Annotated in this window: 17 protein-coding genes and 4 pseudogenes; 7 read left to right on the forward strand and 14 right to left on the reverse strand. The window is 60.6% G+C overall.

What is annotated here, in order from left to right; translation table 11 throughout:
• Positions 1-169 precede the first annotated feature (169 nt).
• Genes ccoP through ccoN form a run of 4 tightly spaced genes read right to left on the reverse strand, consistent with a single transcriptional unit; the run spans position 170 to position 3,366 of the window.
• A complete protein-coding gene (gene ccoP / locus J2Y90_RS15055) occupies positions 170-1,123 on the reverse strand; it encodes a cytochrome-c oxidase, cbb3-type subunit III (protein WP_253500662.1) in 954 nt (317 codons plus the stop codon).
• Positions 1,120-1,317: a cbb3-type cytochrome oxidase subunit 3 gene (locus J2Y90_RS15060; protein ID WP_253505173.1), complete on the reverse strand. Its 198-nt coding sequence runs from the start codon at positions 1,315-1,317 to the stop codon at positions 1,120-1,122. The genes ccoP and J2Y90_RS15060 overlap by 4 nt, the downstream gene beginning before the upstream one ends.
• 5 nt (positions 1,318-1,322) lie before the next feature.
• Positions 1,323-1,931 carry a cytochrome-c oxidase, cbb3-type subunit II gene (gene ccoO, locus J2Y90_RS15065; RefSeq protein ID WP_003223389.1) on the reverse strand — a complete coding sequence of 203 codons (609 nt, stop codon included), beginning with the start codon at positions 1,929-1,931 and terminating at the stop codon, positions 1,323-1,325.
• A gap of 10 nt (positions 1,932-1,941) precedes the next feature.
• On the reverse strand, positions 1,942-3,366 hold the full coding sequence (gene ccoN, locus J2Y90_RS15070; protein ID WP_253500663.1) for a cytochrome-c oxidase, cbb3-type subunit I: 1,425 nt from the start codon (positions 3,364-3,366) through the stop codon (positions 1,942-1,944).
• Between the two features lie 90 nt (positions 3,367-3,456).
• On the opposite strand from ccoN, the gene J2Y90_RS15075 reads away from it, so the two are divergent.
• The 3 genes from J2Y90_RS15075 (at position 3,457) to J2Y90_RS15085 (ending at position 7,019) form a co-directional block, all read left to right on the forward strand.
• A complete protein-coding gene (locus J2Y90_RS15075) occupies positions 3,457-4,137 on the forward strand; it encodes an alpha/beta family hydrolase (RefSeq protein ID WP_253500664.1) in 681 nt (226 codons plus the stop codon).
• A 1,116-nt stretch (positions 4,138-5,253) separates the two neighbouring features.
• The gene (locus J2Y90_RS15080; protein ID WP_253500665.1) at positions 5,254-5,607 is read left to right on the forward strand and encodes a DUF6124 family protein; all 354 of its coding nucleotides are present in this window, start codon (positions 5,254-5,256) and stop codon (positions 5,605-5,607) included.
• A gap of 1,058 nt (positions 5,608-6,665) precedes the next feature.
• Positions 6,666-7,019 (forward strand): DUF6124 family protein, encoded by a 354-nt coding sequence (locus J2Y90_RS15085; RefSeq protein WP_253500666.1) that lies wholly within the window; start codon positions 6,666-6,668, stop codon positions 7,017-7,019.
• Between the two features lie 273 nt (positions 7,020-7,292).
• Here J2Y90_RS15085 and J2Y90_RS15090 read toward each other — a convergent pair whose 3' ends face one another.
• The 3 genes from J2Y90_RS15090 to inhA all read right to left on the reverse strand — a co-directional run bounded on the left by J2Y90_RS15090 (position 7,293) and on the right by inhA (position 10,671).
• Positions 7,293-8,858, reverse strand: a complete 1,566-nt coding sequence (locus J2Y90_RS15090; RefSeq protein WP_042608406.1) for a methyl-accepting chemotaxis protein — start codon at positions 8,856-8,858, stop codon at positions 7,293-7,295.
• Between the two features lie 102 nt (positions 8,859-8,960).
• On the reverse strand, positions 8,961-9,752 hold the full coding sequence (locus J2Y90_RS15095) for a CPBP family intramembrane glutamic endopeptidase (protein WP_253500667.1): 792 nt from the start codon (positions 9,750-9,752) through the stop codon (positions 8,961-8,963).
• 232 nt (positions 9,753-9,984) lie between these two features.
• Positions 9,985-10,671, reverse strand: coding sequence for an isonitrile hydratase (inhA, locus tag J2Y90_RS15100; RefSeq protein WP_253500668.1), 687 nt, complete (start codon positions 10,669-10,671; stop codon positions 9,985-9,987).
• An 89-nt stretch (positions 10,672-10,760) separates the two neighbouring features.
• On the opposite strand from inhA, the gene J2Y90_RS15105 reads away from it, so the two are divergent.
• Positions 10,761-11,744 (forward strand): GlxA family transcriptional regulator, encoded by a 984-nt coding sequence (locus J2Y90_RS15105; protein WP_253500669.1) that lies wholly within the window; start codon positions 10,761-10,763, stop codon positions 11,742-11,744.
• Here the strand turns inward: J2Y90_RS15105 and J2Y90_RS15110 are convergent.
• The 5 genes from J2Y90_RS15110 to J2Y90_RS15130 form a co-directional block, all read right to left on the reverse strand.
• Positions 11,713-12,600, reverse strand: a complete 888-nt coding sequence (locus tag J2Y90_RS15110) for an alpha/beta fold hydrolase (RefSeq protein ID WP_253500670.1) — start codon at positions 12,598-12,600, stop codon at positions 11,713-11,715. The genes J2Y90_RS15105 and J2Y90_RS15110 overlap by 32 nt on opposite strands.
• Positions 12,601-12,697: 97 nt before the next feature.
• Positions 12,698-13,087: a hypothetical protein gene (locus J2Y90_RS15115; RefSeq protein WP_253500671.1), complete on the reverse strand. Its 390-nt coding sequence runs from the start codon at positions 13,085-13,087 to the stop codon at positions 12,698-12,700.
• 307 nt (positions 13,088-13,394) lie between these two features.
• Positions 13,395-15,221: a glycoside hydrolase family 15 protein gene (locus J2Y90_RS15120; RefSeq protein ID WP_253500672.1), complete on the reverse strand. Its 1,827-nt coding sequence runs from the start codon at positions 15,219-15,221 to the stop codon at positions 13,395-13,397.
• The gene (locus tag J2Y90_RS15125) at positions 15,214-16,014 is read right to left on the reverse strand and encodes an SDR family oxidoreductase (protein WP_253500673.1); all 801 of its coding nucleotides are present in this window, start codon (positions 16,012-16,014) and stop codon (positions 15,214-15,216) included. Before J2Y90_RS15125 ends, J2Y90_RS15120 begins: the two co-directional genes overlap by 8 nt.
• A 127-nt stretch (positions 16,015-16,141) precedes the next feature.
• Complete coding sequence (locus J2Y90_RS15130) at positions 16,142-17,146, reverse strand: terpene synthase family protein (RefSeq protein WP_253500674.1); 1,005 nt, start codon at positions 17,144-17,146, stop codon at positions 16,142-16,144.
• A 211-nt stretch (positions 17,147-17,357) separates the two neighbouring features.
• On the opposite strand from J2Y90_RS15130, the gene J2Y90_RS15135 reads away from it, so the two are divergent.
• Positions 17,358-18,539: an MFS transporter gene (locus J2Y90_RS15135; RefSeq protein WP_253500675.1), complete on the forward strand. Its 1,182-nt coding sequence runs from the start codon at positions 17,358-17,360 to the stop codon at positions 18,537-18,539.
• A 139-nt stretch (positions 18,540-18,678) separates the two neighbouring features.
• Here the strand turns inward: J2Y90_RS15135 and J2Y90_RS15140 are convergent.
• Positions 18,679-18,828: pseudogene (locus J2Y90_RS15140) on the reverse strand (cupin-like domain-containing protein); the annotation flags it as partial.
• Here J2Y90_RS15140 and J2Y90_RS15145 point away from each other — a divergent pair.
• A pseudogene (locus J2Y90_RS15145) lies at positions 18,816-19,004 on the forward strand (MFS transporter); the annotation flags it as partial. The pseudogenes J2Y90_RS15140 and J2Y90_RS15145 sit on opposite strands and share 13 nt — an antisense overlap.
• 165 nt (positions 19,005-19,169) lie before the next feature.
• On the opposite strand, the pseudogene J2Y90_RS15150 reads toward J2Y90_RS15145, so the two are convergent.
• A pseudogene (locus J2Y90_RS15150) lies at positions 19,170-19,319 on the reverse strand (cupin-like domain-containing protein); the annotation flags it as partial.
• Between J2Y90_RS15150 and J2Y90_RS15155 the strand changes: the two are divergent.
• Positions 19,307-19,495: pseudogene (locus J2Y90_RS15155) on the forward strand (MFS transporter); the annotation flags it as partial. The pseudogenes J2Y90_RS15150 and J2Y90_RS15155 sit on opposite strands and share 13 nt — an antisense overlap.
• Positions 19,496-19,521 lie beyond the last annotated feature (26 nt).

A 19,521-nucleotide genomic window follows, 5' to 3' on the forward strand; every position in this document is an offset into this window, starting at 1 on the left:
GCATCGCCCGGGGGTGATCTGAAACTGTCACGCGCCAGTCCGCTTTCGAACAAGCGTAGACCCGAATCAGGCGAACCGAAAGGTGAGGTGGGAAGGGGTGCGACAATGCGTCGCAATGGGGCGGGAAACTGCCGCAACGAAAAAGTCGCGGCAGTTGTGTGCGCAGGATTTATTTCTCTATGTCTTCACTTGCCATTCTTTCTGTATTCAATCCGTGGCTTAGGTTGTACACGTAGGCGGCCAGCAATTGCACTTTATCGTTGCCCAACAACTCATTCTGCGCCGGCATGTGTCCTTGGCGACCATGGCGAATGGTTTGCTCCAATTGCGTCAGGCTGGTGCCATAGATGAAGCCGGCCGGATGGGTAAGATTCGGTGCGCCCATTGCGGGCGTGCCCTGGCCAGTTGCGCCGTGGCAAGCCACGCAAGTGGTGCTGAACGCTTGCTGCCCGGCTTGCAGATCCGCTCTGCTGTCGGCGGGTAGCGGCAGGCCGGCCAGTTCGTGGCGCACATAGGCGGCCACGTTTTTCACCCCGGCTTCGCCGAGCACTTCGCCCCAGGCCGGCATCGCCGCCATGCGGCCGCCCATGATGGTGGTCTTGATCGTCTCGGCATCGCCGCCCCAGCGCCAGTCGCTGTCGGCGAGGTTGGGGAAACCGAATGCGCCCTTGGCATCCGAACCGTGGCACACCGAGCAGTTGGAGGCAAACAAGCGACCGCCCATTTTCAGCGCCTGCGGATCCTTGGCTACTTCTTCCAGCGGCATCGCTGCGAATTTGGCGAAGATCGGGCCGAAACGGGCGTCGGCCTTGTTCATTTCCTTTTCCCACTCGTGCACGCCGGTCCAGCCATCCTCGTAACCGGGCAGGATGCCTTTCCAGTTGCCCAGGCCCGGATACAGAATCAGATAGCCCACCGAGAACACCAGCGTGCCGGCGAACAGCATGAACCACCACTGCGGCAGCGGATTGTCGTATTCCTCGATGCCGTCGAAGCTGTGGCCCATGGTCTGGTCGACGCTGCCCTTGGTCTCGCCCCGGCGCGTGCCGATCAACAGCCAGGTCAGGCCGATCAGGCTGCCGAGGGTCAGTACGCAGATCCACGTACTCCAGAAGGTGGTCATGGCCGGGTACTCCTTGTTTCAGGGGCTGAATGTGTTTCGGGTAGTGGTTCGTCGGCGAATGGCAGCAGGCGTGCTTCGGCGAACTCGGCGGTGCGCTTGCGGTTGAACACCCAAAGCGTCAAACCAACGAAGGCGACGAACACCACGACCGTGCCGAGGCCGCGGATCAGGCCTGCACTCATCTCAAAGATCATCGTGCTCACCTCTTGCTCTTGATCGCAGTGCCGAGCACTTGCAGATACGAAACGAGGGCGTCCATTTCGGTTTTGCCCTTGAGGCTGGCCACCGCGCCGCTGATGTCGTCGTCGGTATACGGCACGCCGAGGGTGCGCATGGTTTTCAGCTTGGTTTCGGTGTGACTGCTGTCGACGGCCTGGGTGACCAGCCATGGATAAGCCGGCATCTTCGATTCCGGCACGACGTTGCGCGGGTTGTACAAGTGCGCGCGGTGCCAGTCATCCGAGTAGCGCGCGCCAACCCGGGCGAGGTCCGGCCCGGTGCGTTTCGAACCCCACAGGAACGGGTGGTCCCAGACGCTTTCGCCGGCCACTGAGTAGTGCCCGTAGCGTTCGGTTTCGGCGCGGAACGGGCGGATCATCTGCGAGTGGCAACCGACGCAGCCTTCGCGGATATAGATGTCGCGGCCTTCCAGTTGCAGCGCGGTGTAGGGCTTCATGCCCTCCACCGGTTTGTTGGTGACGTCCTGGAAGAACAGCGGGACGATCTGGGTCAGGCCGCCGATGCTCACGGCGAACACCATCAGCAGCATCAGCAGGCCGACGTTCTTTTCAATGGTTTCGTGTTTCATGGCGGACTCCTCAGGCCATCTGCGCGGCAGCGACGACTTCGGCAGGCTGCGAGGCCCGCACGGTGCGCCAGGTGTTGTAAGCCATCAGCAACATGCCGCTGAGGAAAATCGCCCCACCGATCAGGCGCACGACAAAGCCCGGATGGCTGGCCACCAGGGTTTCGACGAAGGAATAGGTCAGCGTGCCGTCCTCGTTGACCGCGCGCCACATCAGGCCCTGGGCGATGCCGTTGACCCACATCGAAGCGATGTAGAGCACGGTGCCGATGGTCGCGAGCCAAAAATGCGCGTTGATCAGGCCGACGCTGTGCATCTGCGCCTTGCCGAAGATTTTCGGGATCATGTGGTACAGCGCGCCGATGGAAATCATCGCCACCCAGCCGAGTGCGCCGGCGTGAACGTGGCCGATGGTCCAGTCGGTGTAGTGGGAGAGGGCGTTGACGGTCTTGATCGCCATCATCGGCCCTTCGAAGGTCGACATGCCGTAGAACGCCAGCGACACCACGAGGAAGCGCAGGATCGGGTCGCTGCGCAACTTATGCCAGGCGCCCGAGAGGGTCATCATGCCGTTGATCATGCCGCCCCAGCTCGGTGCCAGCAGAATCAGTGACATCACCATGCCCAGCGACTGGGCCCAGTCCGGCAGCGCGGTGTAATGCAAGTGGTGCGGGCCGGCCCAGATGTACAGGGTGATCAGCGCCCAGAAGTGTACGATCGACAGGCGATACGAATACACCGGGCGTTCGGCCTGTTTCGGCACGAAGTAATACATCATGCCGAGGAAACCGGCGGTGAGGAAAAAGCCCACAGCGTTGTGGCCGTACCACCACTGCACCATCGCGTCGGTTGCACCCGCGTACACCGAGTAGGACTTGGTGAAACTCACCGGCAACTCAAGGTTATTGACGATGTGCAGAATCGCCACGGTGATGATGAACGCGCCGAAGAACCAGTTGCCCACATAAATGTGTTTGGTCTTGCGCTGCATGATCGTGCCGAAGAACACGATCGCGTAAGCGACCCAGACGATGGTGATCAGAATGTCGATCGGCCATTCCAGCTCGGCGTATTCCTTGGAACTGGTGTAACCCAGCGGCAGGCTGATCGCCGCCAGCAGGATCACAAGTTGCCAGCCCCAGAAGCAGAACGCGGCGATTTGCGGCGCGAACAATTGCGTTTGGCAGGTGCGTTGCACCGAGTAGAAAGAGCTGGCGAACAGCGCGCAGCCACCGAAGGCGAAGATCACCGCGTTGGTGTGCAGCGGGCGCAGGCGGCCGAAACTGGTCCAGGGCAGATTGAAGTTGAGTTCCGGCCAGACCAATTGCGCCGCGAGAAAAACCCCGAGGCCCATGCCGACGATGCCCCACACCACCGTCATAATGGCGAATTGGCGGACCACCTTGTAGTTGTAGGCGGTACTGATAGAAGTGTTCATGGTTCCCCATCCACGGTTCAGCCGAAGTGAGCGCGCAAACGGCGCGAATCCTTCGCCTGGAGTTATAGGCAGACTAAAAGCGAGGCAAGCATGGACAAACAGCACAAGGCCAGTATTGACGGGGATCAATGGGCGCAGTGTGTGCGTGATCATGGGTGGCTGTGGGATGCCGCTGTTGGTGGGGCCTCGGCGACGCTGATTCTGGCGCACGGGGCGGGGGCACCGATGGATAGCGACTGGATGAATGACATGGCTGGGCGGCTGGCAGGGCTTGGAGTGAACGTGTTGCGCTTTGAGTTTCCTTACATGGCGCAGCGGCGGGTGGATGGGGTGAAGCGGCCGCCGAATCCTGCTGGGAAACTGCAGGAGTGTTGGCGGGAGGTGTTTGCGGTGGTGCGGCGTCATGTCGCTGGGCCGTTGGCGATTGGCGGCAAGTCGATGGGCGGGCGGATGGCCAGTTTGCTTGCTGATGAGTTGGGGGCTGATGCGCTGGTGTGTTTGGGCTATCCCTTTTATGCAGTGGGTAAACCGGAGAAGCCTCGGGTTGAGCATTTGTCTTCTTTGCAGACGCGGACTTTGATTGTGCAGGGGGAGCGGGATGCGCTGGGCAATCGCGAAGCTGTCGAGGCTTACACTTTGTCACCGAGTATTGAGGTGATGTGGCTGGCGGCGGGGGATCATGATTTGAAGCCGCTCAAGGCTTCCGGGTTTACGCATGCAGATCATTTGGCGGGTGCCGCGCTGAAGGTGGCTGAATTTCTCCGTGACTGATTTTGAGCCGGGCCGGGATTTTGCGTTGCGTGAAGATCTGCTCCCTTTCCCCCTCGCCCCCATGGGGGAGAGGGCTGGGGTGAGGGGGTAGCTTTTGATCTTGCTCTTGGGGGCATATCCGTTGCTTCGGGAGCTGCGGCTGGCGGTTTCGCCTGACGGCGACTTACTTTTTTACAAGCGCCTAAAAAAGTAAGCAAAAAACGCTAGCTCCTACGTTCGGCCCGCTCGCTGAGGCTCGGGGTCCCTTCGCTGCGGGATCGATCCGGGCGCATCGCCTCCGGTTTGCTTCGCTGCACCTCCTCTCGATGTGTTTGGCTGCGCCAAACGGTCGCTGCGCTCCCACCCCCGGATCAATCCCTCCACTCAGCCTTCCGACGTCGCTGGTGGATCAAGATCAAAAGTACTCGAGCTAATGCTCATTGTTGAGTGGTGCGGCTTCGCCGCGGGCAGCTGCGCTGCTTTGCTTTTCTGTGGGAGCGAGCTTGCTCGCGAAGGCGGCCTGACAGCCGACCTGATTCCTGCGGTTGTACCCAGTCCAACTGTAGGAGTGAGCCTGCTCGCGATGACGCCCTGACAACCGGCCATTATCCACCGGCCGGACTCAATCCCTGTGCGAGCTGACCTGCCAGCGATGGCAACCTCCAAGCCGACCATCCCCCACTGATGTCCCCGATCCAAATGTGGGAGCGAGCCTGCTCGCGAAAGCTCCCTTCCAGACGACATCAAACCACCTGCCTGTCAGAGGCAATCCCAGCACTTAAACATCATCAAATTCCCACGTTTAAACTACACGATCCGTTACGCCATCCCGGCTACAACTCCTTGCGCCATTGCCTACGCCTACGCCAGAATCCGCCGGCTTACACGGCTATGAGGTTGGCTATATCGTTTCTCGGTCACTGACAAACAGCAGTGATCGGGTTTGGTAGCCCGTCTCTAAGCGTCATGACGCCATAGGCAGTCTCTGTAGAGACTCGATTTATGGTGGCCATGCGTGGGGCTCCTTCGGGAGCGCCGGGTTTCCTGCTTAGACCGGTCTACCAACCTGCGTATGGTCGCCACCCTCGTTTGGTAGCGAGAGTGATGACTCCTTATTTTTTAAGCAGGAGCTTCATCATGTTCAAAGTAACCCCCAACCCACCAATCCCCCACGACCCCGCGCTCGATCCGCAAAAAGTCCAGGAAGCCACCGACCGTGCCCTCGACTACTACCTCAAACCCGAAGACCTGGCCGCTCCACCAAGTTCGCCAAAATATCGCCCGGTCTATGTTGTCGACCCCTCGCTGGATGAGGAAACCCTGTTGGTCGAGGCCTGCGAGTCGCTTTCATACGCGCATGCCATGGCCGGTAACATCGCCAACTCGATAGGCGGCCCGGAACGCAAACCACTGCTGGCGCTGCAACAGGTGATCATGCTCAACGAATTGTTGGTCAATCGGTTGCTGGACAAGCTCAAGTTGCCTGAATAAGTTCGCTGGCTGTAATGGCCTCATCGCGAGCAGGCTCGCTCCCACAGGGGAATGGTGTCGGGCACCTAATCTGAGATCACCGCAGATCCAAGGAGTGAGCTTGCTCGCGATGGCGGCTTGCCAGACACCAAAAATTCCAGATCAGAAACAAATAGCCCGGACAGCTTTCGCCGTCTGGGCTTTCAGGATCAAAAGATCGCAGCCTTCGGCGGCTCCTACAGTGACCGAGCAGGAGCTGCCGAAGGCTGCGATCTTTTTGATTTACCGGTAATGGGGAGCCTGCCAGTGATGACAAATGTATCGAACACTTTCTGCCCATCACGCGCGGCTTTCTGAACATCTAGGAATGTCAGCTCATCTCGAACTTTCTATTTAGCGGGTTTTCGGGCGGGGGCTGTATTCATGCTGGCAGGTCTGCCTGACTGAGTAGTGACCGGCAAACGATAGAACGTGGCCTCAACCCGCACCAGTCGGCGCATTCTGGCGCAGGTGTAGGCAGTATCCGCATTGCTTGAGTGAGATCGTCGCCGGCGCAGACGGCCTCATCGCGAGCAGGCTCACTCCTACAGGGGATCGCAATCAGGCACATAATCTGTGATCACCGCAAATCCAGTGAAGGAGCGAGCCTGCTCGCGAAAGCGCTCTTCCAGACGACCTCAAACCACCAGCCTGTCAGAGGCAATCCCAGCATTTAAACACCATCAAATAACCCCGTTGAAACTACACGATCCGTTACGCCATCCCGGCTACAACTCCTTGCGCCGTTGCCTACGCGTACGCCAGAATCCGCCGGCTTACGCGCCATGAGGTTGGCTATATCGTTTCTCGGTCACTGAAAGAAAGCAGTGATCGGGTTTGGTAGCCCGTCTGTAATGGCCGTATGTCTACGCCTTGATGCCGTCCTTTTTTTGGGGCTCGGTTTATATGGTGGTCATGCGTGGGGCTCGTTCGCGGGCGCCGGGTTCCTATTGCAGCCGGTCTACCAACCCGCGCATGGCCGCCACCCTCGTTTGGTAGCGAAGGTGATGGCTCCTTGAATCTGCAATAGGAGTTTCATCATGTTCAAAGTAACCCCCAACCCGCCACCCCCACACGACCCCGCACTCGATCCGCAAAAAGTCCAGGAAGCCACCGACCGTGCCCTCGACTACTACCTCAAACCCGAAGACCTGGCAGCCCCGCCAAGTTCGCCGAAATATCACCCCGTCTATGTTGTAGACCCCACGCTAGATGACGAAACCCTGTTGATCGAAGCCTGCGAGTCGCTTTCATACGCCCATGCCATGGCCGGTAACATCGTCAACTCGATAGGCGGCCCGGAACGCAAACCACTGCTGGCGCTGCAACAGGTGATCATGCTCAACGAACTGTTGGTCAATCGACTGCTGGACAAGCTGAAGTTGCCTCAATAATTTCATTGGCTGTAATGGCCTCTTCGCGAGCAGGCTCGCTCCCACAGGGGATTGTCGTTGGACACAAAAGCTGTGGTCACCGCAGATCCCCTGTAGGAGTGAGCCTGCTCGCGATGGCGGTCTGCCAGATGCCATTGATTTCACATAGGCAACAAAAAACCCGGAAGCTTTCGCCGTCCGGGCTTTGAAGATCAAAAGATCGCAGCCTTCGGCAGCTCCTACAGGAACATGCATTCCAATGTAGGAGCTGCCGCAGGCTGCGATCTTTTGCTGTTAGCGGTTAAACCGCTCCACCAACGAATATTGCGTATTCGCAGTTTTGGTCAGCTCTTCACTCAACAACGCCGAGTTATGCGCCTGTTCCGAGGTCTGATCCGCCAGTTCCGAGATATTGCTGATGTTACGGCTGATTTCTTCAGCCACGGCACTTTGCTCTTCGGTCGCGGCGGCGATCTGGGTGGTCATGTCGGTGATGTTGGCCACCGCTTCGCTGATGCCGACCAGCGCCTGATCCGCTTCCAGTACCCGGGCCACGCCTTCTTCAGCCTGGCGATGTCCGGCTTCCATGGTTTGCACGGCGCTGGAGGCGGTCTGTTGCAGCTTGGCGATCAGGGCATGAATCTGCCCGGTGGATTCGCTGGTGCGTTGTGCCAATTGGCGGACTTCGTCAGCCACGACCGCAAAACCACGGCCCATTTCGCCGGCACGTGCCGCTTCGATGGCGGCGTTGAGGGCGAGGAGGTTGGTCTGGTCGGCGATGCCTTTGATCACGTCGACCACGCCGCCGATTTCGTCGCTGTCCTTGGCCAGTTGGGTCACGGTCAGGCCGGTTTCGCCGACGACCACCGACAAGCGCTGGATCGCTTCGCGGGTTTCCCCGGCGATGTCGCGGCCACGGCCGGTCAGGCGGTTGGCTTCCTGGGTGGCGTCAGCGGTGCGTTGTACGTGGCTGGCGACTTCCTGGGTGGTGGCGGCCATCTGGTTGACGGCGGTAGCGACCTGTTCGGTTTCCACGCGCTGGCGTTCCAGGCCGGTCGAGCTGTTGTGCGCGAGGGCGTCGGACTGCTTGGCCTGATCGGTCAGGTGTTCGGCGGTGTCCTGCAGACGGGTCAGGCAGGTTTTCAGGCGCGCTTCCTGGCTGAGGATCGACATCTCCAGACGCGCCTGAGCGCCACGGCTGTCGGTGTACATCTGCGCGATCAGCGGGTCGGAGGTGGTCTGCTCAGCGAGGCGCAGCAGGCGCTTGAGCCCGCGTTGCTGCCATTGCAGGCCCATCAGGCCCAGCGGCACCGACAGACCGGCGGCGAGGGCGAAGCCCCACTGCGAGTTCAGCGTCGCGCCGATCATGAAGCTCAACTGGCTGACCAGAATGAACGGCAGCCAGTCCTGCAGGATCGGCAGCCATTTGTCCGTCGAAGGAATCGCCGACTTGCCCTGGTTGATGCGTTGGTAGAGCGCTTCGGCGCGGCGGATCTGTTCGGCGGTGGGTTTGACGCGCACCGACTCGTAACCGATTACCTGGCTGCCATCAAACACCGGCGTGACGTAGGCGTTAACCCAATAGTGGTCACCGGATTTGCAGCGATTCTTGACAATGCCCATCCATGGCAAGCCTTGTTTCAGGGTGCCCCACATGTGCGAGAACACCGCCGACGGCACGTCAGGGTGACGGACCAGATTGTGCGGCGCCCGGATCAGTTCCTCCCGCGAGAACCCGCTGATTTCAACGAACGCGTCGTTGCAGTAGGTGATCACACCCTTGGCATCGGTGGTGGAAATCAACCGTTGCTGAGCTGGAAAGGTCCGCTCGCGTTGTGTAATGGGCTGGTTGTTACGCATGGTTTTTCAATCCGCAAGGCTTTCAAAGGTTGTCGGCGCTGACAGGTTTTTATTGAAGTTTTTTTTCAGATTTAAGTACGGCGTCGCAAAACGACGCTTGCATCAACTGGCCAGCATCGGATAGGTGAACAGGCCGAAGTGCAACAGGTTCAGGCCGAAATGCGTGGCGATCGCCGCGCCCAGTCCGCCGAAACGGTAGGCCAGACCATAGCCGACCCCGGCCAGTCCCGCCAGCAACACCCAGGTCCAGCCAGCGCCGGCATGCACCAGACCGAACAACAGCGACGCCGACAGCAGCGCGAGGTTGTCGCCGTAGGGCAGGTGCTTGAGACGACGGCTGAGTCCGCCCTGTATATAGCCGCGAAACAGCGCTTCCTCGACCAGCGTCACCAGCAGCAGATTGTTCAGCACCCAGAGCCAGGCCTGATCCGGCCACTTTGGCGCCCAGGCAATCACGCCGAGCAACAGCGCACCGCCGAGGGCGAGAATCGCGCAGAGCGTCAGGGCGAGAGCGGTGGCATAAACAGTCAGGCGTAACGAACGCCGGGCGACGATCCACGGGCACACCAGCAGCAGCCAGAAACCCACCAGCGGTTTGTCGAGATTAAGGTACATCGCGAACGGCACGGCGTTTTCAGTGAAGCGTTGCGGATCGATCGCGCGGCCGTTGGCGAAGCCCGGCAGCCAGTGCAGCGCCAATGCCAGGGCCAGGACGACAAACAGGCCATGGCCGAGCCAGCGCGCGACCGGCACCTGTTGCTGGCGCACGGCGAACGCGGCGAACAGCAAAAGCCCGACGGAGATCAATGCCAGCCAACCGAGTTGGCCGTAGCTCAGGGCCAGTCCGTAACCGAGGCCGAGCAGCGCAAGATAGAGCCAGGGCAGCGCCTTCATCGAAAGTCCTTGTGCGAAATTCTGGAAGGGGCTTTCTACACGGGCGAGGGAGGTGGGACAAGTGAAGGTGTGGCGACAATTGGGGACAACAACGACATCACGGCAAACCCCGGATCCCCTGTAGGAGTGAGCCTGCTCGCGAAAGCGGTGTGTCATTCCGCGCAGATGTTGGCTGATCCACCGCTATCGCGAGCAGGCTCACTCCTACAAGGGTTTTGCATTCGGCTGCAGATCAGCGCAGGTTCAGGTTCGCCGCCGCGCGTTCGGTAATCTCCGTGCGCAGCTTCAACGAAGGCGCCGCGCGCAACCGCGCTTCAGCCACAACTGCACTCGGCGCCACGTCCGGGCTGCCGGCATTGAACGGCGGCGCCAGGGCATATTCCAGTTGCAACTGCACCAGTTGCGCGGTATCCGCATCAACCAATTCAGCGGCCAGTACCAAGGCAAAATCAATCCCGGCGGTGATCCCGCCACCGGTAAACAGATTGCCATCGCGCACCACCCGATCCTTCACCGCAATCGCCCCCAGTTTCGGCAGCAACTCGTGATACGCCCAGTGGGTGGTCGCGCGTTTGCCCTGCAGCAAACCCGCGGCGCCAAGTACCAGCGAGCCGGTGCACACTGAAGTCACATAACGTGCCTGGGCGGCTTGGCGCTTGATGAAGTCCAGCGTCTGCTGATCTTCCATCAACGGCCCGACGCCGCCACCGCCGGGCACGCAGATCACGTCCAGATCCGGGCAATCGTCGAAGGTTATCGTCGGTTTCAGCAGCAGGCCGGTGCTGGACGTCACCGGCATCAGGTCCTTCCAGACCAGATGCACTTGCACGCCGGGCAACGAGGCGAGTACGTCGTAGGGGCCGGTCAGGTCGAGTTGCTGAACCTGCGGGAATAACAGAAAACCGATCTGCAGCGTCATCGTTCTTGCTCCGTTGAAAGAAGTGGACGCCTTCACTGTAGGCGCGTAGGTTCTGGCGCATACGCCAATCACCCCACGAATCACGCCAAATGCCCAAAGCCATTCACGTCCTCGCGTTTGCCAACATGCAGATTCTTGATGTCACCGGGCCGTTGCAGGTGTTCGCCTCGGCCAACGATCTCGCCCGTCAGCGCGGGTTGCCGACGCCTTATGCGCCGAGTGTGATCGCCAGCGGCGGCGGGGCGGTGCTGTCGTCGGCGGGATTGGCGGTGCTCGCCGAACCGTTGCCGCAAACGCCCAGCGACACCTTGATCATCGCCGGTGGCTGGGGCATTTATGCGGCATCGGAAGATCGGCAACTGGTCGACTGGGTGCGCGAACATGCCCACGGCTGCCGACGTGTGGCTTCGGTGTGCACCGGGGCCTTTCTGCTCGCGGCCAGCGGTTGGCTCGACGGCCGCCGCGTAGTGACGCACTGGACCCGCTGCGAACAATTGGCCGAGCAACATCCCAATCTGCGCGTGGAAGCCAACCCGATTTTCATCAACGACGGCCCGGTGTGGACTTCCGCCGGGGTCACGGCGGGTATCGATCTGGCCCTGGCCATGGTCGAGGAAGACCTCGGCCGCGACATCGCCCTCGACGTCGCCCGGCATTTGGTCGTCTTCCTGAAACGCCCGGGCGGGCAGTCGCAATTCAGCGTGACGCTGTCGTTGCAACAACAGGGCAACCGCTTCGATGAACTGCACGCCTGGATCGCCGAGAACCTGACCTGTGATCTCGGCATCCCGACCCTCGCCGAACAGGCCGGCATGAGCGAACGCAGCTTCATCCGCCACTATCGCGCCGATACCGGCCAGACCCCGGCGCGGGCGATCGAATTGATCCGCGTCGAAACCGCGAGGCGATTGCTCAGTGATACCGGTCTGCCGGTCAAACGCATCGCCGCCAATTGCGGCTTTGGCAGCGAAGAGACGCTGCGGCGCAGTTTTCTCCGTGCCATTGGCGTGACACCGCAGGCGTATCGCGAGCGGTTTTCCGTCAGCGCTGTGACAGATCCAGTATCGCCTTGAGGGTTTCCTGCGGCGCTTCTTCCGGGATGTTGTGCCCGACGCCGGTCAACACGCGCCGCTCATAAAAACCGCTGAACTGCTCGGCATCCTCATCAATTATCGGAGGCGGGCCGACGCCATCATCGGCGCCGCACAGCGAAATGCTCGGCACGCTGATCGCCGGCTGTCTGGCCAGCGCTTCTTCCATCCACTCCAGGGCCGGATCGCCCGGGGCGTAGCCGAAGCGATGCCGATAGGAATGAATCACCACTTCAACGAAATCAGGGTTATCAAAAGCGCCAGCGGTGAGCGGATAGCGTTCGTCCTTTTGCGCCCATGTCGGCGACCACAGCCGCCAGAGCAACTGACACAACGCCCGGCGATTTTGTGTCAGGCCTTCGATGCCACGCGGTGTGTGAAAGTAGTACTGATACCAGAGGCGGTGCTCAGTTTCAGGGTCCAGTGGCTGAATCGAATGGGGAATGTCTTGAAGGTTATAGCCATCGCCGGTCACCAACCCGCGTACCCGCGCCGGAAACAACGCCGCGACAATACACGCCGCCCGACCGCCCCAGTCGTAGCCGCAAAGCGTCGCCTGCTCGATCCCCAACGCGTCCATCAGATCGAGCAGATCCTGCGCGAGCGCAGCTTGCTGGCCTGAGCGCGGCGTTTGCGGACTGTTGAACCGGGTCGGCCCATAACCGCGCAAATACGGCACGATAATGCGATAGCCTTGCGCGGCCAGCGCCGGGGCAACTTCGTCGAAGGCGCGGGGGGAGTAGGGGAAGCCGTGGAGCAGAATTGCCGGCGCGCCGTTGTCCGGGCCATGAACTTCGTAGGCGATGGTCAGGGTTGGGGTGAGGGCGGACTCGATCATGACTAACCACTCCGTTTGAAACGCATGCAAATACTCTGGACCCGCGCACGGACTGCCCGGCTCAACTCAGCCGACGAGACGCATGCCTGGCGCGCCACTAGGCCTCAACTTCCGCCACCTGATTGAAATACTTCGTCCGGTCCGGGGTAAACGTCACCTTCATCTTCGTCCGTGAGCACGTCAGCGAACGCTCCTGCGCCAGATCAATATCCAGATCCTCGCCACGCAAGCCTTGCCACTGCGCGAGATATTTCAGCGAACCGTATTTCTCGTTTTTCTTCAGACTGCGGTTGACGCCACCCTTCCAGCCAAGCACCGGCAATTCACCGGCCAGGCAACGCTGCGCCAGTTCGGGGAAGCGTTCGGCGCGCTGGCGGCCGATTTCCCAGCATTTGATCAGGCCTTTGTCGGCGGCTTCCCAGAGCTGGGTGCGGCTCAGTCCGGTGCGAAGAGGGGAGTCGATGCTGCGCTGGACGTGGTGAGGCATTCCGGTTCCTTGAATTCGGGTGTGGTTGGACAGCTCCGCTGTGCCCGTTGCGTTGGATGGTAGGTGTGGATGTAACGGCTGGCAACAAGGTATTTCGGCGTGTAAGCGTACGTTGCGGGAAGCGTTTCAACGTAAGGTGTGTGCCTTTTGTAGGCGCAGTTTTTACACAGACTGTCGCCAGAGGTAACCGCCGCGCAGGTTTCACGTTGGGTATGGGCCTGTTCCCGTTGGCTGGCGGGCAGGCCCGTTGTGAAAAAATCCCGTCCAGTCAGGGAACGGTCTGACAGGCGCTGACGAAAAAACAGCGCTATGGCTGCCAGGAACTCTTCTCGCCACTCAACTTGCGATCGAGAAAGCTCGCTGCGCTGATCAACGCCAGATGCGTCAGCGCCTGCGGCGTGTTGCCCAGATGGCGGCCATGGCTGTCGAACTCCTCGGCGTACAGCCCCAGCGGGTTGGCGTAACGCAGCAACTGCTCGAACTCCAGATGGGCTTTTTCCACCTGGCCGGCGCGGGCCAAGCATTCGACGTACCAGAACGAACACGCAGCGAATGCGCCTTCGGTGCCGTTGAGGCCGTCGATGTTGGCGTCTTCGTTGCGATAGCGATAGACCATGCCGTCGCGCACCAGGGTTTTTTCGATCGCTTCCAGAGTCGACAGCCAGCGCGGATCCTTGGCGCTGACGAAACGCACCAGCGGCATCAGCAGCATCGAGCCATCCAGCGCGGTGCCGCCCTTGTACTGGACGAAATGCCCACGCTCTTCATCCCAGAAGTTGTCCCAGATGTCGGTGTAGATCGCTTGCCGGGTCTGATCCCAACGGGCGAACGGCGCGGGCAGCGAACGCTTGGAAGCCAGACGGATCGCGCGGTCCAGGGCCACCCAGCACATCAGCCGTGAGTGCAGGAAATGATGGGTCTCACCGCGCATTTCCCAGATTCCGACATCCTCGGTCTGCCAGTTCTCACAGACTTGATCGACCACTTCGCCGACGTGCCGCCAGCCTTCGTGGGAAATCGCGTCACCGTATTTGTTGACCAGATACACCGCGTCCATCAGCTCGCCAAAGATGTCCAGCTGGATCTGCTCGTAAGCGCCGTTGCCGATACGCACCGGTCGCGCGCCGCCGTGGCCGGCCAGGTGCGTGAGTTCGGTTTCCGGCAACTCCTGCTGGCCGTCGATGGCATAGAGGATATTGAGCTTCATCGGTTTGCCGCAGCAATCGCTGACCCTGCCGCGCAGCCATTGCATGTAGTGGTTGGCCTCGTCGACGAAGCCCAGACGCATGAACGCGTATACCGTGAACGAGGCATCGCGAATCCACGTGTAGCGATAATCCCAGTTGCGTTCGCCGCCGGGGGTTTCCGGCAGGCCGAAGGTAGCGGCGGCGAGGATCGCACCTTGGCGACGCGAGGTCAGCAGCTTCAGAGCGAGGGCGGAGCGATTGACGATTTCCCGCCAACGGCCGCGATAGTTGGATTGGCTGATCCAGCCGCGCCAGTATTTCAAGGTGCGCTCCATGCACAGCTCGGCAGCGCCCTCGGCGAACCGCGGATCATCAATGCCGCCGAGCATGAACGCGGCGGTTTCATTGTGCTTGAGGGTGAACTGCGCGACGGCCGCTTGCGCGTCGACCTGCAGGGTTTGATCTGAAGCCAGGCGTAGCGACGGCTGGCCAGTGGCGCGGAACGTTACGTCTTTTGCGTCCATCTCTGCATGAGTGTCGGCGCGGCCGTAGTCGTGGCGCACCGCACAACGCAGATTGAACGTCGCCGAGCCGCTGACCACTCGCACCCGGCGCATCAGCAGTGGCAGCGCATCGACATCGTCACCTATTGGCAACAGATCGGTGATTTCCACCACTGCATGTTCGCTCAGCCAACGGGTCTGCAAGACATTGGTGTCGGGCAGATAAATCTGTTCCCGGCGCGCATCAGGCAAGTCCGGTGCGAGCTGGAAAATCCCTGCCTCAGGGGTGTCGAGCAGCGAGCAGAAAATCGTCGGGCTGTCGAACTCCGGCCAGCAGAAAAAATCCACGCTGCCCTTGTCATTGACCAGCGCGGCGCTGCGCATGTCGCCGATGATGCCGTGAGCACCGATGGCGCTCTGTTGTTCCATTTCAGGCTCAGCCATTGTCACGAAACTCCGGATAGAGGCTCATCCCGCCATCGATGAACAGGGTGGTGCCGACGATGTAATCGGACAGGTCGGAAGCGAGGAAGACCACTGCATTGGCAACGTCCTCGACATCGCCAATGCGTCCGTAGGGGATCAGTTCGAGGAGCTTCTTTCCGGCTTCGCCTGCGGTGGCTTCAGCATTGATCGCAGTGCTGATCGCACCGGGCGCGATGCTGTTGATGCGGATGCGCTGGTGGCTGACTTCCTGGGCGAGGCTCTGCATCAATTGATCGACGCCGCCCTTGGACGCCGCGTAATTGACATGGCCGGCCCACGGAATGCGCTGGTGCACCGAGCTCATGTGAATGATCTTGCCCGCCGCGCGCGACACGCCTTCGCGCACGCCCTGACGCTGGAAAATCCGCAGCGCCGCACGCGCGCAGAGGAACTGCCCGGTGAGGTTGACGCCGATCACCGTGTTCCAGTCGTCGAGCGTCATGTCCACGGCAGCTGCGTCTTTCTGTAGACCGGAATTGGCCACCAGAATGTCCAGCGAGCCGAACGCGTCGACCGTCTCTTTGAACAGCCGTTCGACCTCGTCCTCTTTCGAGACGTCGGCGCCGATGGCGAGGGCCTTACCGCCCTCGGCGTTGATTTGCGCGGCCAGTTCTTCGGCGGGTTTGGCGCTGCTGTTGTAATTGATGACGACCGCAGCACCGGCCGCCGCGAGTGCTTTCGCGGCAGCATGGCCGATGCCGGAGCTGGCACCGGTGACGAGGGCAACTTGTCGGGCGAGGGAGATCTGCATGAATGTCCGGGCCTCGAATTGTGGGCATAGACAGCTGACTGATCCGCGCAGACCAGAGTTCAGCGCAGCAGTAAAAAAATGCCCGTCACCTCAATCGCGCACGAGTTGGGGGAGCGTCGCAGCATCGTCAGAGACGGTACCGCGCGCTGTGTTTATGCCATTCACGGTTTCCCGCCACCCACGTCGTCAAACCAGTCAGATAGCGTTTTATCAACGGCGTGGCATCGTTGAGCAGTTGCTGTTGCAGCGTTGTGTATTCATGCATGACGGCATCATGAATATCGGCCGCCTTATCGATGGCTTCCTGCAAAGAACAGTCATGTTTGGCTGCCAGCAGGTAAGGGAGCTTGAAGTCACCGGTCTCGTTAAGATGCTCTTTGTAGGCGGAATACAAGTCGTTGACCAAGGTCGTGGCCAGCGATGCCAGCGCGCTGATACGGTGGATGTCCGGCCGCGAATAGAGATTGGCGGGTATTTCGTAGCCACCGATTGCATCGATCAGAACCTGGCACGGCCAGAAGCTGTTGACCTGCCTGCTGGCCAGATACTCGGCGATGGTCGGTTGCGTGCCATAAACCCGCCAAGGACCTTCCGCTGCCATGGTGACGAACATCGCAATGGTGATCTGTCGCACCCGGGCGACCTGCGAAGGGCTGCAGAAATGCGCCACCCGTTTCATGTAGGCCAGCAAGCCCCGGAGCACCGGATCACGCCGTTGCTGCTGCGAGAGTTCTTCATCAAACGGTGCAGGCAAATAAACCGGGTCGAGGGCCGTGATGGCGAAGGATAACTTTTCCGCCACTTTTTCCGGGCTGCCGCCGAAGGACAGGTCGTCGCAATAATGATCATCGACCGCGAACAATGCGGCGAAGCATTGGGCGGCAAGCAATAACCTGTCCGGGTCATCGGTGTCGGCATGGCACAACATGGCGTAGCGGCCGAAGTCGCTGGCACGGATTTTTTCATGCTTGCCCGCGAAGATCCCAATGGTCGGTATCCAGGCCATCAGACGTTCATTGACTTGCTTGCCCAACGCCTCATCGATGCGCGTCGGCGGCGGGCAATAAAGGTCGCGGACAACGAAAGGCGCGACGGCGCTGCGAGGCTTTGAGGTGATCTTCGGCTGATCCATGGTTTTCCTCCTTTGCGAAAGGTTCATGAGAACGCTTCACACAAGAAAAAACACCTGTCAGGTGTGACAGGTAAGCGTGGGTTTTCGACCAATGGTCATCGCCTTTCAGCGCAGCAAAGATCAGGTGGCATTCACACTCCACCAACAATTGCGCGCTTCCACGGCATTCAAGCCTATGGCAACTTGGCCGCCCCTGATGAGGCTGCAATCGATGGCAAACCCCTACCGCGAATTGTTCACTGCCCCCGGCGCCCGTGCTTTTGTGTTGGCTGGGATGCTGGCGCGCATGCCGATTTCCATGACGGGCATCGGGCTGATCACCATGCTCGCGCAGTTGAACGGCGGTTATGCGCTGGCGGGCGCGGTGGCGGCGACTTTTGCTTTGGCCACGGCGTTTTGCGCGCCGCAGGTATCGCGGTTGGTGGACCGTTATGGGCAGGGGCGGGTGCTGCCGATCGCAGCGCTGACCGGTGGCGGCGGGTTATTGATGTTGCTGCTGTGCACGCGTGTCCAGGCGCCGAACTGGACGTTGTTCGTCTTCGCCGCGCTGGCCGGGTGCATGCCGAGCATGTCGGCGATGGTGCGGGCGCGCTGGACCGAGATCTACCGGGGCCAGCCGCAATTGCAAACGGCGTATGCGCTGGAGTCGGTGCTCGATGAAGTGTGTTTTATCGTCGGGCCGCCGTTGTCGGTGGGTCTGTCCGTTGCGGTGTTTCCCGAGGCCGGGCCGCTGGCGGCGTTGTTGGCCCTGGCCATCGGCGTGACGGCGTTTGTCGCCCAACGCAGCACCGAGCCACCGGTGCACGCGCAGGAGTCGCAGCATCTGGGCTCGATCATTCGCTCGACCGACGTGCAATGGCTGCTGGCGTTGATGCTGGCGATGGGCGTGATCGTCGGGGTGATCGACGTGGTCAGCGTCGCCTTCGCCCAGCATCAGGGCCAGCCGGCAGCGGCGAGTATTGTTTTGTCGGTGTACGCGATCGGCTCATGCCTGGCCGGCATCGCCTTCGGTGCGATGCGTTCGAAACTGCCGCTGCCGCGCCTGTTTCTCTACGGCGGCGTGGCGACGGCGGTGACCACGCTGCCGCTGCTCTTGGCGAGCAACATCCTCGGCTTGTCGATCGCGGTATTTATCGCCGGCCTGTTCTTTTCGCCGACGCTGATTGTCGCGATGGCCTTGATCGAACGCATCGTGCCACCGGCCAAACTGACCGAGGGCCTGACCTGGCTGGTGACCGGTCTGAGCATCGGCGTGGCAATCGGCGCCGCTGGCTCCGGCGCGCTGGTCGATGCGTTTGGCGCGCGTAGCGGATTCTGGCTAGCGATAGCGGCGGGGGCGGTGGTGCTGATTTCCGCGTTCCAGAGCTACCGCCACCTCCGGGTAGGAGCGTAGGAGCTGACGAGTGCAACGAGGCTGCGATCTTTTGACTTTGACTTTGGATTTTGAAGATCAAGATCAAGATCAAGATCAAGATCAAAAGATCGCAGCCTCGTTGCACTCGTCAGCTCCTACGCTCCTACAAGAGATCGGGTTACCAGCCTCGGCCTGAGTTGATCCAGAAGTTGACTGATAACGAGGTCGACACCGATTCAACCTGATGGAACCAGCCCTCGGGCAAAAACAGCAGATCCCCGGCTTCCAGCGTCACCCGCAGAAACGTCACATCCCGCGCCGCCGGCCAGACTCACTGACGGCCTGACCGGGTTGAGCATCGGCGTGGCGATCGGCGCCGCTGGCTCCGGCGCGTTGGTCGATGCGTTTGGCGCGCGTAGCGGGTTCTGGCTGGCGATAGCGGCGGGGGCGGTGGTGCTGGTTTCAGCGTTCCAGAGCTACCGCCACCTCCGGGTAGGAGCGTAGGAGCTGACGAGTGCAACGAGGCTGCGATCTTTTGACTTTGACTTTGACTTTGACTTTGACTTTGGATTTTGAAGATCAAGATCAAGATCAAGATCAAGATCAAAAGATCGCAGCCTCGCTGCACTCGTCAGCTCCTACGCTCCTACGCTCCTACAAGAGATTGGGTTACCAGCCTCGGCCGGAGTTGATCCAGAAGTTGACTGATAACGAGGTCGACACCGATTCAACCTGATGGAACCAGCCCTCGGGCAAAAACAGCAAATCCCCAGCTTCCAGCGTCACCCGCAAATACGTCACATCCCGCGCCGCCGGCCAGACTCACTGACGGCCTGACCGGGCTGAGCATTGGCGTGGCAATCGGCGCCGCTGGCTCCGGCGCGCTGGTCGATGCGTTTGGCGCGCGCAGCGGATTCTGGCTGGCGATAACGGCGGGGGCGGTGGTGCTGATTTCCGCGTTCCAGAGCTACCGCCACCTCCGGGTAGGAGCGTAGGAGCGTAGGAGCTGACGAGTGCAACG

It is taken from the genome of Pseudomonas koreensis (assembly GCF_024169245.1).
Classification (GTDB): Bacteria; Pseudomonadota; Gammaproteobacteria; order Pseudomonadales; family Pseudomonadaceae; genus Aquipseudomonas; species Aquipseudomonas koreensis_F.